At 52.7% G+C, this 17511-nt stretch carries 5 protein-coding genes; 1 reads left to right on the top strand and 4 read right to left on the bottom strand.

Going from position 1 to position 17511, the window contains the following annotated elements:
* Positions 1-54 precede the first annotated feature (54 nt).
* Both MHI42_RS27515 and MHI42_RS27510 read right to left on the bottom strand, forming a co-directional pair.
* The gene (locus MHI42_RS27515; RefSeq protein WP_342421245.1) at positions 55-7620 is read right to left on the bottom strand and encodes a carbohydrate binding domain-containing protein; all 7566 of its coding nucleotides are present in this window, start codon (positions 7618-7620) and stop codon (positions 55-57) included.
* Between the two features lie 143 nt (positions 7621-7763).
* Positions 7764-9320, bottom strand: a complete 1557-nt coding sequence (locus tag MHI42_RS27510; protein WP_342421244.1) for an extracellular solute-binding protein — start codon at positions 9318-9320, stop codon at positions 7764-7766.
* Between the two features lie 383 nt (positions 9321-9703).
* Between MHI42_RS27510 and MHI42_RS27505 the strand changes: the two genes are divergently transcribed.
* Positions 9704-10822: an acyltransferase family protein gene (locus tag MHI42_RS27505; protein WP_342421243.1), complete on the top strand. Its 1119-nt coding sequence runs from the start codon at positions 9704-9706 to the stop codon at positions 10820-10822.
* 104 nt (positions 10823-10926) lie between these two features.
* Here MHI42_RS27505 and MHI42_RS27500 read toward each other — a convergent pair whose 3' ends face one another.
* Together MHI42_RS27500 and MHI42_RS27495 are read right to left on the bottom strand one after the other, a co-directional pair.
* Positions 10927-11847 carry an Rpn family recombination-promoting nuclease/putative transposase gene (locus tag MHI42_RS27500; RefSeq protein WP_342421242.1) on the bottom strand — a complete coding sequence of 307 codons (921 nt, stop codon included), beginning with the start codon at positions 11845-11847 and terminating at the stop codon, positions 10927-10929.
* 152 nt (positions 11848-11999) lie between these two features.
* Complete coding sequence (locus MHI42_RS27495; protein ID WP_342421241.1) at positions 12000-17282, bottom strand: S-layer homology domain-containing protein; 5283 nt, start codon at positions 17280-17282, stop codon at positions 12000-12002.
* Positions 17283-17511 lie beyond the last annotated feature (229 nt).

The raw sequence follows: 17511 nt of genomic DNA, 5'->3' as shown, positions 1-17511 counted from the left end.
CATGGAATATCCTTTAATTTCCCGGCTTATTGTATAGACTTTTTCGGTGAAAGTTTATTTTGTAACCTGGACAACGATCATCTGGCTGGTTGACACCCCCGCGCTGTTGATCAGCTCGCAGCGGTATTCATAGCTGCCCGGCGCTTTGCCGCGAACCCTGGTCAAGGCAGACTGGGCATTTGGCGTCCGCTGGGCAAGCGTCTGAGTATCTATAAGCACGCCATTCTCATACAGCTTGTATACGGAGCCGTTCGTTCCCCACCACAGGTTCATGCTGATCTCGAAGCTGCCGTCCTGATCCCAGTTGTTGTGGCTCAGGACCGGGGTACCGGGCTGTGCCTGGGTTACAGCCACGGTCAGCGGAGCGCTTCTTGTGGTCCCCGCCCGGCTCGTCAGCTCTGCGTAATAGCGGTAAGTCCCGTTCTTCCTGCCGCTGATGGACGTGACCGCTGTCTGGGCATCCGGAGAATGGGCGGACAGCGTCTGCGTATCAATGAGAACATCGTTCTCGTAGAGCTTATAGGTATCTCCGTTGTTCCCCCACCACATATTCATCGTCACCTGATAATCGCCATCGGCCAATCCCGTATCGTAGCCGTTGTTGTCGGCAAGCACCGGCGTGCCGGGCACTCCGGCCGGAGCAGCGGTGCCGCCGTCCGCGAGAATGATCTTGCCCCATTTCTCCCGGTTCGCGGAGTTGCTCTCTACCCCGTTCCAGTAGAACTGACGTTCACGGCCGCCGGCACCCCCTTCATCGAAGCCCATATCGAAACGGATGGCCGTACCGTCTGATGGACCGGTTACTCCCAGATCCGCAAAAGCAATCCGCGCCTCAAGGGTATAGCCCTTGCCGTCCTCATCCGGCTTGGCCGCCATATCGATGGCCGGCTGCTCCTGCTCCTTATACCCGGCCCAGTAATAGGCCGTCTGTGCGTTGCCGCTTGCGTCCATGGCCGCTGCCAGCAGAATCTGGCTGTCGCTGAACTGCATCGAGCCGCCTTCATCCACATTCTTCGGCCCGAAGAACAGCTCAATGGCATCTCCGGCCCACAGGTAGGCCTTGGCCGCCGGCACGGTGAGCCCCTTGATTACATTCGGGCTCTGCATCGGCGTGGGATCATCAATATGGGAGCGGAAATAGAAGTAATCATCATCCCAGGTCAGGCTCATCTGGCCGCCGACGCCTGTCTTCATCACACCCAGCACCAGATCGACATCGGTAATAGAGGCAGTCGCGGCACCTGTCCATTCCGTGTCCAAATTACCGAGTACCGGAGCAGCAGCTGCCTTCGCTACAGACAATACCTTATCCGAAGTCCGCTCGGTCTGTCCCGGCTTGAACACATGGTCATAAGGCGGCGTGTTGCCGAGCAGGATGTCATAGATCTTGGCGTTGGTTCCGGACACCGACTGGAGGAAGTCCTGATACGGCCGTCCCGCGACATTGATCAGCCCGATGGCGCCGGCTTCGCCGTTCAGGCCCTGGAACCATCTTCCCGTAGGCGCCTGGTCCAGATAGGTGAACCAGTCGGCGCCGACAATGATGCCTGAAGCTGCCGCCTGCTCCACGTAGTTGCTGTACATCAGTCCTTTGTCCTGCTCATTCTCGGCCATCCGGGCCGCGAACGTCAGTCCAGTGGTCGGATCGCCGTAATGGAACTCCGTCATGATAAACGGCGTTTCTCCAGCCAGCTCGTACAGATGCTTCAGCATATCCAGGTTCAAATCATAGGTGTAATAATTATAGGTCAGCACATCCATATATTTGCCCGCATACTGGGCCAGGGCTTCCCGGAGCTTGCTGTCATTCATCACACCGGCCAGCCACCGGTCACCCATAGCCAGATGATTCGGGTCATACTTCTTGGTGTAATAGGCAATTTGCTTGTAGAGCTCATCCAGATACAGCGCTGTAAAATGGTCCATATCCTGCGTAGCCAGCTCTGTCTTGGCGGCAAAGGAGGTGTTCTTCAGCGCCTCGAAGCTGGCGGCGTTCATCGCCCAGGCGGTATTGAAGCTGTCAATCGTTCCGTATTCCTCCGCGAGCATCTCCACCAGCCTGACCTTGCTGCCGGTCGAGGCATTCGCCGCCGGAACGGCGGACTTCAGCTTGTTGTAAGGAAGCTCGTTGGCGAACATATAGCCGATCAGCTGCTGATTACCGGTATTGGCCCCGAGTGCACTGAATCTCTCATCCAGCTGGTTCAGCATATCGGGGTGGAAGATATCGAATAAGCCGCTGTCCCCGATCTTCAGGTTCGGCATAGGCAGCCAGTCCACATAAGGCATGCCGCTGGCTTTGGACCAGGCGCCGAGTCCGGTGAAGCCCAGCGACTTCACGAAATCCACGCTGTCCGCGGAATACTGGGCCTGACTAAAGGGCTGTCCGGTCCGCCGGATCTGATTCGCCACATAGAAAGAGAAGTTCCCGCTGCCGTCATAGGCGCTCTGGAACTGTCCGGTCTTCGCCGGCAGCCATTCATAGACGTTCTCGCGCCCGTTCACGACCGTGAAGGTCTCATCCACATATCCCGTGCCGTTCACAGCCAGGTTGAAATACAGATTGCCGAGCGGATCGACCATGACAGATTTCCCGTTCAGCTGTTCAATATGGAAGTATCCGGTCTGCGTTAAATGATAGGTTGCCTGGCTTCCGGCCAGTCCGCCGTAAGCATCCCGGTCTGCCGGAGCGGTAAGCCCGTCCGTATAGGCCTGATCGGCAAGCGCAGCCCCGGCGAATTCCGCGTCGTTATGAATCTTGCCCGGGAACTCGGCCGTGCGGATCTGCCCGTAGGCATCGACCACAATCTCTTCCGTGTTCACGTAAGCGAACGAACGGGTGATGCTCTTGCGCTTGCCCGCAGCTTCCGTCCAGGCGGTCAGTGTGGCGGAGTGGTCCAGGGTGACCGGCCCGGTATAGAGAAGCTTCGCCCCGCTTCCCGTGAGCGTATAGTAAATATTCCCGCCGCTCTCGCTTGTGGCGAGCGTTACGGCTTGCCCGGGAGTCATCTCCCCGGCTCCCGGCTCTGCCGTCACCGGAGCCGCGACAGCATTAATGGCAACCTCCGACAGTTGCACAGTCCCGGCGCCAACGCTGTCCGGAATGGCGATCTTAAGCAGGGTCATGCCTGCCGGAACGCCATAGCTCTGGTAGACGGTGAGCGGAAGATTCGTCTTCCCGGCATTGGCATACGTGTCGGCGGTCAGGGCCAGAGGCTCAAAACCGCTTCCGTCAGACACGGAAGCGGCTATCCCCTTTGGCGTATTGGCTTCATCTTCATAGAGGGTGATAGAAACGGAGGTGATGCCGGACGGCAGCTCGTACAGAAGATAGCCGCCGCCCGCCCCGGCCTGGACAGCCCGCGCGGAATCTCCGCCATACCAGGCTGTATTGGCGTTGTCGATCTTGATATTGGCGGATTCCTTCACTTTGTCCAGGCTGTCCAGCCCGTCGATCAGCCCATCCGCCAGCTGCAGTTCATTGGTATTCAGGACGGTGAATGCAGCATTCTCCTGCCAGTACCCTGTACCCAGCTCGAAATCGGAATTCGCCAGCAGATTATTGCTTCCTGCGGCGTTCAGGAGCAGATCATCGAGGTACAGCACCCCGCCGCTGCTTCCGCTCCCCAGCTTCAGGATATAGTCACCGCTTGCCGCCGGCTGCACGGTGAAGCTGTGTTCTTCCCAGTCACCCGCTGAAGCCACGGCGAAGCTCTCATCGGCCAGCTGCTGCTGGTTGTCCTTGTTCTGCAGCTGAACCGAGACACTGCCGCTCCCCTTCGCCCAGAATTTGAAGCTGTACGCTTCGCCTCCCTTCAGGCGAACCGCCGGGGAGAGGGCTGACTCTACTCCCGCTGCTGCCCCGCCACTGCTGACCTTCAGCGCCCAGCTTCCGCTATGGGCATCTGCGCTGCCCGCATTACGCGAGTAATCCGTCATCTTGAAGTTCGCAGGATTCCACCAATGGGTTCCGCCGTCCTCGAAATTCTCGTCGATCACGGCAACCCCGTCCTCCGTTCCCGCCAGCTTCACATCGTCAATATAGATCCGGCCTGTATTGCCGCTGGTGTCCCTGTCCCCCAGCTTGATGTTGTACGGGCCGGTGGCGGAAGGCGTGTACGTGGCCGAGACATACTGCCAGTCAGCCGTGGCCTGGAAGGGCTTCACAAGCACCTCCGCCCAGCTCGTTGTATTCTGAATTACCAGTGCCATCTTGCCGGAGCCCTTGATCCATGCGCCGAAGGTATAGCTCTTGCCTGCGGTAAGCACAGGCTGCGTACTATAACTGGAACCGTTGGTATCTCCGGTGCCTTTCACATTGGCCGTAAGCGACCATACCCCGCTGCGGGTGAAGGATGTCCGCGAAGGCACACTCACCGCCTGAGACCCGTCTTCGATATCGGCGGGATCGCCGGGGACATAAGTCCCCGTTGCTCCCAGCAGCAGAATATAGTCGACCTTGAAGTTATCGAAGTTGTCCAGCTCATCGCTTGGATTGATCTGCAGCTTGACGGTAGCTCCCTGAGGGATCTGTACGTCAGGAATGACGACAGAGCCGTAGCTGTGCGACCAGGAGCGCCCATGTTGCGGGAACAGGATACCCGCTTTGACCAGAACGCCGTTGACGTAGAGAGAAGCTTTCTGGTCCGACTGCCAGCCCTGATAGACAATGGCAAGCCCGTTATCCGCCCGGTTCGCATTGGTGAAGGTAAGCGCGTTGACCGATTTGTACATCACAGCGAATTCTCCACCGGATGCCCATGGATCACCGTGAAGCTTGTTGACGCTACCGGTCAGGATGCCGTCTTCGCCTTCGATCCGGACATACGGCCCGCTGATGCCGGGGATATCCGCAGGCTCAATGGCCGGGGATGTATCCGGCGCTCCGGCCGGGTTCCACAGCTCGCTGAATTTGGCCGAGGACTGCGGGAAAGCTACCGTGTCATACAGATCATGGTCGCCGTCGCTGGCCGAGACGTTGAAGTACACATGCCAGGCCACATTGTTGTTCTCGATCCACTCATGCATCTGCTGGATGAAATAAGGATTATCCGCCCCGCCCATTCCGTCTGACCGGGCAGCCAGCCCCCATTCGCAGAGACCAAGCGGAACCCCTTGATCTTCGGCGAAGGAGGCAATCATATTCAGTCCCCAGTTGCCGTCATTCACCTCGGCCGTCCAGGCCAGCTGTTGTCTTCTTAACCGTTCGGCTGGATCGGCGTTCTGGTAGGCCGTCCCGTATATCGGTGTCCCGCCGCTTTGTGTCCAGGTCTGGTCATAGTGGTCGATCCCGATGAAATCCACATAGTCTCTGCCCGGGAAGGCCGCTTCCAGGTCTACGCCCCAGATTGCGGTGGCCGGATTCCAGACGAATTTGAACTGCTGCCCCGGAATGCTGCGCAGCGTGTTAACGAACTGGCGGAAGCTTTCCGCGAAATCCTCGGTTTTCTGCAGATGGTCCGGATCATTGGCATTTCCGACCGACCATACATACCAGCCGCCGTTGAACTCATGCCCGAAGCGGATCGTCGCATTCGCCATGCCGGAGGCAATCAGATTCTCCCCGAGCTTCCGGTAATGCCCGTTATAGGCTCCGCTTGCCGCCTCTGCCAGGCTTCCGCCCGATTTAGGGAACGGATATGCCGCCCACAGCATACTACCGGCATAAGGTGTATTCTGCCAGGCAGCCAGGCGGTTGCCGCCTTCAAGATCGGACCATGTATTCTGCTCCAGGAAATCCTCCGCCAGATACGGGGTCCGGCCAACCCAGTCTCCGAAATCCGTTACCCCGTCCGGGTTCCGGTCCCAGGCATACACGCCCAGATTGTTAATACCCTCATATTGCTCGGCCGGGGGATTATCCGATTGGTTGGGATACCGTGTAAAGACCGTTCCCTTATCGCCTCCCCAATATTTGAGCTGCTGCTCAAAGCCGCTGTTCAGCAGCAGATTGGCGCCGCCGGTTAACCCGAAGAAGACATCGTCAATATACATCGTTCCCGCCGCTTCCGCTTCGGGCAGGGCACTTCCCGCGCTGTCCGAGATCGAGAAGACAAGCGACCCGGAATACGTGCCGGAGTTAAAGCTGGTAGTTACATAAGTCCAGGTGCCTGTAGCCTTAGGTCTGATGAACTGGAGATTCTCACCGCTGCTTTTGGCGGTCTTCACCGTGACCGCGCCGCTGCCCTTCATCCACAGGCCGAAGGTGTAATCCGTATTCGCGGTAATTCCGCCCACCTGCTGTGTGACCGTTTTCCAGTCGGACTTCTTGCCTTTGGTCACCGCCTGCATCGAACGGTTCCCGCTGTGTATATTCGCTGCATCCACCGGTGCGCTCGGGAGCGGTGAGCCGGATGGGGTTGGTGTTACCGTTGGTGTTACCGTTGGTGTTACGGTTGGTGCTGGAGTTGGTGTACTTGCCGGAGTTGCTGTTGCAGCCGGGGTGGGTGTACTTGTCTGGACCGGCGTACTGCTCGGAGCCGCCGTGCTGCTCGGATTCGGTGTGCTGCTCGGAACCGGTGTACCGTTCTCCGGGGTTCCCTCTGTAACGGCGAACACAACTGGCGAGCTGTTATTCGCAACCGTCCAATTTGTAAGTCCACTTGTAGCCTCAAAGCCCGGATTCAGCAGCAGATTGGACGCCGTACCTTTGACTCCAAAAAATACATCGTCAATGTACATGGTGCCCGCCGCTTCCGCCTGCGTGAAGCCCGAGCCGGAGAAGACGGCGCTGTCATAGATGGATACATACAGATCCTCGGCTGAGGTGGCGGTATAATCCGCTGTCCAGTAGACCCAGCTGCCGGTCGCTTTTTGGCGTACATACTGTGAAGCGCTTCCAGAACTTGAGCCCTTGGACAGCTTCAGTGTGGCGGCCCCGCCGCCCTTCACCCACATACCCAGCTCATATACTGTACCCTGGGTTATGCCCGTGACCTTCTGGGTAGCATAAGCCCAGCCGCTTGTTTTGCCCTGAAGGTCCGCCTTCAGCGAGTGGGTTCCTGTATATACCGTTGTGTTAACCGGCGGCTCTGTGGGCTGGGCAGGTTCCTCCCCCGGAGCGGCTTCCGTTACAGTAAAGACATCCTTCTCGTATTTGTTCCAGCCGCTGAAGCCTTGCTCAAAGCCCGCGTTCTGTAGCAGATTATCCGTGGAGCCGGTCAGCCCCAGAAAAGCATCGTCCAGAACCATCGTTCCGGCGGCCTGGCTCTGTGGGAAGGCGGTTCCCGCGCTGTCCACAATGGAGAAGACCATGGTCCCTGATCTCGTACCGGAATTGAAATCTATCGACTGGTATGTCCATTCCCCGCTTGCGACAGGCCGGGTGTAAGCTACCGTCGAACCGCCCGACGACAGCTTCAGCGTGACGATCCCGCTGCCTTTTACCCAGACGCCGAAGGTATAGGCGGTATTGGCCGTTATTCCGGAGACCGTTTGCTCCGTATAGGCCCAATCGGTTGCCCCTGCCTTAAGCGCAGCTTGCAGAATGTGCGTGCCGCCATGAGCTGCAAGCTCACCCTCCGCCGCTGCAATGGCGGAATGCCCCGGAAACGGAGCGGCCAGCAGAACAACGGTACTGAGCACGGCAATGGTCTGTTTCAGCCTCTTCATGAATTTCATATAATCACTGCCCTTCTATGCTGGTAGTTTAATCTGATATTCGTTTCAGCTTGACTCACTGCTGCTCAAGCTCATACGCGTAATTATCTAAGCCTTGTAAGAAAGCGGCAGACTCCCGGACTGCAAGCTGCCGCTCCTCTGGTTTATTTGCTTAAGGTTGCGTACCAGTCATTGATTTCCTTCGCACTCGCTTCTTCCCCGGCGGCCTTATACTTGGCCTGGAAATCTGCCAGTCCGTCCAGCGTATCCGCTCCGGCAATCAGCTTAATCGTGTAATCCCCCGCCATCGATTCCAGCTGCAGATTGTTCTTCGCATATTCCGGCATGTATGGCGCCAGCCCCAGAATATTCTGGATCTTATATTCATCCGGCAGCTGGTTATTCAGGCTGTCGAATGCTTCGAACTGCACCGGATTCTTCCGTGCCCGGGCCTGCCAGTACAGCGGATAGTTCTGTTCGTCCGTGCCTGACATGTAGTTGTTCGACAGGTTGCGCTCATCGTTGAAGGCCGGCAGAATCGGCAGGTACGCCCCGTTCTCGAACGTGTACGTCTTGCCTTCTTCCCCGATCGCCAGATTCTTGAACGTCTCCGGCTCCAGCGTCGCGTTGATCCATTTCACTGCGTCTTCCGGATGCTTCGACGCCTTCGGCACGAACGTCAGACGGTCGAATCCGGCATTGCCCGAGAAGCCCGCTTCCCCCGACGGTCCCTTCAGCGCCGAGACGAAGGCGAACTTCGCATCCGGGATGTTCTTCGTCAACGCCTCGGCGATCCCGCCGATATCCGCCCAGTGGACGATAATCGCTCCGGCTTTGCCGCTGGTGAATTTCTCTTTGGCGGTGGCGTCCTTGTTCACGACGAATTCCTTGTCCAGCAAGCCCTGCTTGTAGAGATCTGCAGTATAGGTGATGTAGTCCTTATACGCCGGGTCCAGCAGGCGCGGTACCAGCTGGCCGTCCACATCATTCCACGTATTCGGCATGCCGAATGCGCCGACAAGGTTATCCAGCATCGGCAGGTCGCCGCGGATCGTCAGCGGCATGTTCTGATCGCCGTTGCCGCCCGGGTCCTTCTCCTGGAATGCTTTCAGTACCGTGGTCAGTTCATCGGTAGTCGTCGGCATCTTCAGCCCCAGCTTCTCCAGCCAGTCCGTGCGAATCAGGATGCTGCTGTTCACTTTATAAGTGACCACTACAGGGATGGCATACAGTTTGCCGTCAATCTTCAGCGCGTCCATCGACTCCTGGGAGATCGCCTTCTTGATATTGGGACCGTATTCATCAATGAGCGGCGTCAGATCGACGAGTGCGCCTTTTTGCGCATAATCAGAATAGAGCGCCATGTCATTGTAGGTGGTGATCACATCGTACGGCTCCCCGGAGGACATAATTAGGTTAAGCTTCTCGCCCCATTTGTCCTGTGGCAGCATGTCGTACGACACTTTGTAGCCGGTCTTCTCCTGCAGCATCGACGCTACCGGATAGGTATTGTAGTCCTCGCTTTGCCAGATGCTCAGCCGTTTAAGGTCCGGCTTGGACTCGGCGGCTGCCGTAGCCGGACTGCCGGAATTGCCCGGCGCATCCGCACCTCCTGCTGCTGTGGCATTATTGCTGCTGTTGTTCGATGAGCAGGCTGCCAGGGATGATGCAAGAAGCATAGTCACTGCGGCCAGCGAGATCGTTTTGCTGAATTTTCTCATGTGTGAGACCCTCCTGAATGTAATGGATTGCTGAAACCGTGCGCTGCCTGTGGAATAACCATCCGGCTGCCTCTTTAATCTAAAGCGGAGAGAACGCTTTCAGTAGCAGGCAATCCTTTAATTTCTGGTGTTTTTCTATAAACTTGCCGGCTAATATACAGATATTGGTCCGATATCCAAACTCCACATACCAAAAAAGCCCGCAAAACAGAGCGACGGCTCTGCCAGCGAACTCTCCTTCATGGTATTACTATCAATCTGCGAAGAATATACAACCAGCTAAGGTAGTATATAGAAATAACTATTTTGTACCATTGTCCCTGCCACTTATATCCGATATCGTAGTTTATAACTCACCTATGGAAGGGGGCAGATGTTACCCCATGCAAGCATCACAGCCTTCATTATCTGCAGGAAATGGCAGTACGCCGAAGACTACACGGTTGAAAGTTATCGATATGGTCCGCGGCATCACCATCCTGCTGGTCGTCGTTGGACATGCCGGCCTGACTCCAGCTGTACTGAACGATATGTTCAGAGATTTCCGCCTCCCGCTGTTCTTCATCGTCTCCGGTTACTTATTCAGCGCCTCCAGGTATTTTGACAACCTTAAGCTATTACTGCGGACCAAGCTCTTGACTCTCGTCCTCCCCTACTTCACCGCCGGGCTGCTGACTTACTGCCTCTGGGCACTCCTGCGGATGCTCGCCAGCGACCATAGTCCGGGTGTTGGCTGGGTCCAGCCGCTGGCTGCCCTCCTCTACGGTAACTATTCCGATGGACTGCTGCTGAACATCCCCATCTGGTTCCTGACCTGCCTGTTCGTCACACAGATCATCTTCTGCATCACCATGCGCTACATACACACACGCTCCTGGCAGCTCCAGCTCGGGATCATGCTTGCCTTAAGCCTGACCGGCTACGGCCTGGGACGGGTTATCTTCCTGCCCTGGAACATCGATGTGGCCCTCGTCGCCCAGCTCTATGTGTTCATCGGCTATAAGCTGAAGCAGCATCAGGCACTGAGCAATATCCGTATTTTCAATCTGAATACGCTAATCCTGCTGTTCATCTTCCTGGCTGCCGCCTACTTCAACTCCTATGTCGATATGAACAACCGGGTGTACGGCAACCTGCTCCTCTTCTACCTCGCCGGTATCGCCGGAAGCCTGCTCGCCATCAAAGGCACCCAATTACTGTCCAAATCCAAATTATTCGCGGCCCTCCTGACCTACATCGGCCAAGAATCCCTGGTCATCCTGATCTTCCATTACGGCGTCTTCATCCTGCTGCTGAACTTCCTCGAACGTTATGTGCTACACACCTATCTGGGCTGGTTCCCGACCACTATAATTGCAGTAGCCGGATCGCTCGCCTTGAACCTGGTGATTCAGAAGGTCCCGGTGCTTAGCTTGTTGATTAGCGGGAGGAGGGGGACGGGTTATAGAAAATCATCCTCTGGGAAAGATGGCAGAAGCACTATTACCCTAACGGGTGGATAAACGTACTGATTTTCCTATACAACGAAAAGAAGACCTTGGGTACTCTCACTCACCAAGGTCTTCTTTAGATTATTAAAGTTATATATCTAATTAGAAAAGCTCTCTTACATCAGCTTCTTAATCTCATCCAGTGGTAACTCAACAGCTTTGGATACAGCTTCCGGAGTAAATCCATGAAGCAGCAATTTACGGATAATCTCCGCTTGGGCTTCTTCTCTTGCTTTTTCTTTTCCTTCTTCTATTCCTTCAGCTTTTCCTTCTTCGTATCCCCAACGTTTCCAGTGTGGCATCAACTCCATTATTGCTTCACCTTCCTCCGGGTATTGTTTCATTAATTCTCTTAGAATCTCTTCATCCTGTGCCCGATCCGGCTTGAAATACAAATCTGCCACGGACATAATCAGCGCCAGCCGTCCTTGATCCAAACGTGCTTTTAGCTGCATGAACATTCGCAGGAACTCCCCGCGCACTTCTCTCGCTTCTCTTGTAGTATAACCCATTTTGGCTAGTAACGCAGCAGCCACTGCATTATCCGAATTAATAAATTGGCGCCAGTTCTGCTTACGCAGCTCCACCTTTAGAAACTGGAAGCGAAGGATTTGGTGCTCCGGAATACTCATTTCCAATGTGTCCTGCTCTTCCCTGATCTCGTCTGAAGTAAAAATCGCTATCGGAATAATCAGCTTATGCTCTTTCCGGTAGCGCTCGAATAGACGGCTGAAGTAAATAAACATCCGTTCGTGAAACTGTGTGTCTCTATACGATTGCGGCTCCAGATGGATTAGAATATAACCGTCCAGCCCTTTGTAGCGGATCTCCAGCAGCAAATCCAGTTCCCGTGCTTCCTCGCCAACGATGTCCACCAACAATTCCTGCATCAGAAACCGGCTTTCACTGTAATCAAGCATAGAATCCAGCTCAGGAAAAAACAATTCAATAAATTCCTTGAAGAACGTCTCCAGCAGCTTCTTAAAAGCTTCATCATGCGGTATGGATATTTCTATCGCCTCCCGTTTCAAAAACACAGCTTGTCCATGTGATTATATTCCATTTCACTGGCTTAGCATATGATAAATAGAACAAACGTTCGATTTTACAATAAGCCCAAAGAAACCGACTTCACCTCAACGGCGGGTCAGTTTCTTCGGGCTCTACTTATAATTCGACTTACAAGTTACTATTTCAGCTGATACAAACGATAGATTAAGGCCGCGGCTTCTGCTTTGCTGGCGGTTTGAGCAGGACGGAAACTCTGATCCTCGAAGCCTTCGAATAAATGAATGCTCTTAGTCAACGCCACGCTTGAAGCAGCCCATTTCGATATCTTGGCTGCATCCTTAAAGGTTGCATTCACTGCTGCCGGCTGGGCAACAGCCGATTTACCGTTATACGTTGTAATTGCCCGTGCAAGCATCGTTGCAATCTCTTCACGCGTGATGGTTGCCTCAGGGTCAAAAGCAACCGCCGATTTGCCGTTAATGATCCCCGCTGCATAAGCAGCCGCAATCTCATCCGCATATGGATTCGTTGGCTTAATATCCTTGAAATGCAAGGCTACGCCTTCCCCATTCAATCCATAGGCTCTGGATATCATTGCCGCAAATTGCTGGCGGGTAATCTTGTCGGATGGAGCAAACGCTCCGCCCTCATCCAGAACGCCCTTGGTCAACAAATAATTGATTTCTTTAACTGCCCAGTGACTAGCAGGAACATCCGTGAAGGCAGCGGACCCGAGCATCACTGTGTACTTACTGAAATGTCCTCTCGGAGCAGTTACGGTTTGTGTGACAGGATCGTATTTCCCCCCGACAGCTTCCCAAGTAAGACTCTCCTCATTAAGGACATATACGGTCAGATTCTCAAGATTAGCCTCTGAGTATTTCGAAGTATCAATAGAAGATACATCGAAGGTCACGTCTATGGGTTTGGCGAAGCTCTTAACAGGTTGACCTCCAACAGATGCACTGAATTCCATCACAGGGATGTTTGCCAGCGGTTCTGCCTGACGAGGTTTGTTAATCACAGCATTCTCTACAACTTCTGCTGCCAGGTTAATCTTCTGGCCTGCTTCAACCGTTCCGAAGGTATCAGGCTCGATGGTGAACGCCGTTTGGTCCATTTGAATCTTCAATCCGGCAATATCATTCTCCTTCACCAGCGTAAGAATCTCTGATGGGAGCGTGGTATTCAGCTTATGAATCCCTTCACTCACTGGAGGTACCTTAACCGTGAGGCTTAGCTTCAGGTCAGCAGCGGTCCCGGCTCCAAGCTTGCTTGTCAAATCTCCAGAGACAGATGCCAACGCCAGCTTCGCCGTTTCAATCTGTGCGCTGATTAATCCCGAATCCAGCTGTGAAGAAACAGCGTTTCCTTCCACGGTTACATTTTCTTTGGCGATTGTCACCTCACCAGCTTTATTAAGCGCAGCCTGACTAGAGGAGATGACAGCGTTTTTTAACTTCTGAACTTCTTCCGCCGTGATGCCCAGCGCATGATTCAGCACTGCAGCCGCATTCTCAATAAGTGCATGGGCGACTTCAACTGCCTTGTCAGAGCTGTCCAATTTGTTCAGTAAATACGGCGCACTGCCTACCAATTCAGTAATAGAACTTACAATCTTCTGTTTCTCTGCAGGATCCTGGATGGTGTCCAGGAGTTGTGCTGCCGTATCCATGGCTAGAGTCAGACTCTTACTGTTCTGTTCAGCTTGTGCAGGAGTGTTAACCGATTTGAGTGACTCGGCAATGCTAGACAGCGCCTTCTGTGCTGCTGAAGCCTTCTCTGCTGCTGATCCGGAAGTATTCTTCAACAGGTCTTGCAGCTTGTCATTCTGCTGCTGTACATTCTCGTTAACCCCTGCTGTTGCTGCAGGAGAGGAAGCAGCCGGAGTGGCAGCAGAACCGGAAGTTCCTGACCCGGATCCCCCTGGAGCTGGTGTCGGCGTTGGCGTTGGCGTTGGAGTAGTACCGGCGTTTCCACCACCTCCAATATCTGTTCCCGGCGGATTCTGACCTGGATCAACCACAGTGCCTGTAGCCGTCTCCAGAGTTACTTTTTTGTCCAGTGTATAGATTTGTCCGTCAATGGTCAGGGAAGCTTTGATCAAGTACGTACCGTCAGTCAAATATCTGCCATCTGCATAATTATAAGTAATTGCCGTTAGCGGGTAGCTTAGTGAGATCTGTGAGGACAGCACTTCCCCCGCTTCGTTCTGGAGTTCATAAGAAGCATGTTCAGGATACAGACTCTTGCTGCCACTGCTCCAGCCCCCATTGGCAACCAGAATTTGTGGCTTCTTAATTTGTGCAATCTGATTGCCTGCCGCATCGACCAGTCCAATCTCCAGCGAGGTCGCACCGGCCGGGCGTATCAATTTGTCGTTCTGCAGTCCTACAATATCTATTCCTTGCAAGGCTTGTGGTGCAAGCTGAGTGAGCGTACCTGCCTGCAAAGTTCCAGGTGCGAAATGAATATTATACTGGTATTCTATAGCACCCATGATTTGGTCTACATACACCGTTACATCTCCTGGTGTCACTTGTACCTGATTGGCATTGTACGCATAGCCTTGAAGTTTCGATTTGTTGGCTGTGGTATATTCAACAGCATAGATGGTTCCGGATTCTGGTGCCACCAAGGAAGCCAGCCCGGAAGCAGAATCATCCATGGTTAAGCTATTGTCTCCTGCATTGATTACAACGTTATCACGGTATACAAAAGTGCCCGATTGGGTCTGTGCCATCATACTGTAAGTTCCTTGCGTAGCGTAGAAATAATTCTCATCTACAGCGTTGCTGTCGATAACATGGGGAACATAACTAGCCCCGGCTAAATCCCTCCGCACCACATACAGTTCTTCTGTCGGCTTATCCAGAATAACCTTGCTGACTTCCTGAAGTTCTTGTCTTGCGTCCAGCACCAGCGAATAATCCTTGCCGGGTTCTGTGCTAATGGAACCATACATGTAGTAACCATATTTGGCCTCTACTCCGGTATAGCTTCTGTCGTAGCGCATGAAGTCAACGCCTACCACTGAAGGAGAATCCACCACCAGAAACCCCTGTGATTCAGAAGTGCTAAGGTAATCAGATGTAACTGAATAAGATCCGTCACTTCTTCTAACTGTAGCCTGGATGTTGGCATAATCCAGTGGAACCCCGCCCTCATAGCCCGTACCTTCAGCTTTATCCAAGCCCCGCACACGGATTACAGCTTGAGATTCCGGATTAATGATCGCTACATATACCTTTTTAGTTAAATAATTAGTCTTGTTGAAGTACAGTTCACCAATATAATAAGCCTTGTCATCAGGAATCGTGAACGTTCCCTGCTCATCGGTGGTACCGAGCACTTCATCATAACGGCTGATCTTTACTCCAGCCACCGGTTGTCCCTGTGCACCAGTATCATGCTGGCGTACTGTAATCGTTACCTTCTGCGCCTGGTCAACGGTCAGGTATGGCTTGTCTACCAGGTCAACCAGTTTGCCGTCTGCGCCTCTAATTTCGATATCAAGCTCGTTCTTCGGCAGAACCTTCAGTTCAGCCTCGCCCAACAGCGCCCCAAATACATATCCGCCATCTTTGTATACATACGGGAATAATTGAACCTTATAAGTTCCCGATTTAGCAGGCTTCCAATCCCGCTTGTTTATGCGCTGCAGATTACCTTCCTGTTCTTCACTAGTCCAGCTCAGGTATTCGTTCGAAATGACAGTGCCACTCTCATCCGTAATTACCAGCCTATAATTACTGCTCACATCAAGACTATTGCCATGCTCATCTGTCACTTTAACCAAAGCTTCTACACTCTCGCCCAGGACAATCTGACTCCGCATTTCGGCTTCGCTGTAATAATAACTAGTGTCCTGCACCCTGAAGCTAATCTGAGTCTTATAAGTGCTGCCGCCATGGAAGGCATAAGCATCAGCAGTCGGAGTGAAATACGAATCCAGTGCAACGGCATTCGTATTAGTGTCGCTGGCATAAGAACTTCCCGAAGCAACGTTTGTGGTCAGGCGGTGAATTTGTTCACCTTTAGGTACGTATACATCGCTGCCAGCCGCAGGAGCATACATACTGATCTGGTTGTAGTTGAATCTTCCATTCAGATAAGATACTTGAACTTTTGCCTGGGTTCCATCCATAACAGGTGCTTGAATATTCAGCTTACTGAAATCACTGGATTTCGCAGCAAGCGCTACCTCATGGCTGGCTTCCACCGGCTTGAATTTGTTCCGGAACACAATCTTACCTTCCACACCGGCGACTCTTCCAAGCGTTGTAAATTCATATTCTTTGTTCTTCTTCAGGTAGACTGTGTTTCCATAGAAAGTTGGAGCACCGCTTGTACTATTAATCTGTTTGTACAGACTGTTATCAATTAAGGAGTAATAGTCCACAATCACAGGTTTATCATCCCAGGTGTACTGGAGATGCACACGGCTGAACTCGCTCGCATCCTCAATAACTTCTTTATGAACCCCGTCTACTGACGAGTACAATGAAGAAACGGGTGTCTGGAACAAATACGTTTCATTATTATTAAGTACATAAGAGCTGTAACTCCCTGATACCTCTCCAGTTCTGAGTACCAGCATAGCATACCCCGGGACAGCACTCTGATCGTCGAGTCCGCTTAACCCGTAGATATTTCTGCTCTGATCGCGGAACAATCTCCCCTTGGCATCAAGATAACGAATAGCTACAGTATAAGTACCTGCTTTTTGAAGATCGGTTACATAGATAGGCTTAGCTTCATACTGCTCGCTTCCCTGCTTCAGTAATACAAACATAACCGATTTATTGAGCACCAGTTTCGTATTATCCTTAAGCTGGATCTGCCCGCTCGCATCCGTAGTATAATAGTACGAACTATAATTACTCCACACTGCAACAGATTCACCCGCAAGCGGAACACCATTATTCAGGATGGTAAGTCTTACATTCTTATCATCACTGCGGATTTCCGAAGTAGAGGAACTTTCATATGTATTAGAATCTTTGGTCATTCGTTCCAGCGAAATATCAATTCCTGTAGCAGAAGGTACACGGATGCTCTGGGATGGTGTCACAATCGTCCCTTTCTCGCCTGCATATTCTGCATGCAGGAAGTATTCCTCACCGGCTGCCAGACCTTCAAAAGAAAGATTGTTGTACGTCATAGATGTATAAACTGAATCCAGCACAGTAAGCTGGGCTACATTCCTCGCCTTCGCCAGACTGGCTATCTCGATGTCGTCCTTCTTAAGTACGAACTTAACCCCAGTTAGAACCTTAAGATCGCTATAAGTCACGTCTACCACACTGTTGACCGTAATCTTTTGTTTGCCGTCCGGCAACCGTTCATTTGAGATTACCCCCGCTTTAAACGAGGCTGCAGATACCTCAAGCACACTCATAAATGATAACAATAGTACTAACATCAGCGAAACCGTAGTTCTAAAATTTTTCGAGATCATACGTTGTCTCCTTCTCCCCAGTTCATTCATCATAACCTTTAATTGAAACTACAATATTCCTCCATTCCCAAGTAATTCTATTAAAAAGTTTCATAACAAAGATGTTACATTTTTCTCATGAATATGTCTATTAATTCCTTAATAGGGTGTCGAAAAACATCCTTCCTACTACGGATTTGTCACATTTTGTCTGCAATTCGTACTATGAGTACGCAAAAAAACGACGAAG

The organism is Paenibacillus sp. FSL E2-0178 (genome assembly GCF_038593005.1).
Lineage (GTDB): Bacteria > Bacillota > Bacilli > Paenibacillales > Paenibacillaceae > Paenibacillus_AQ > Paenibacillus_AQ phytohabitans.
Note: the sequence above shows the minus strand (reverse complement) of the source record. Positions and strands in the feature narration are given on the sequence as shown.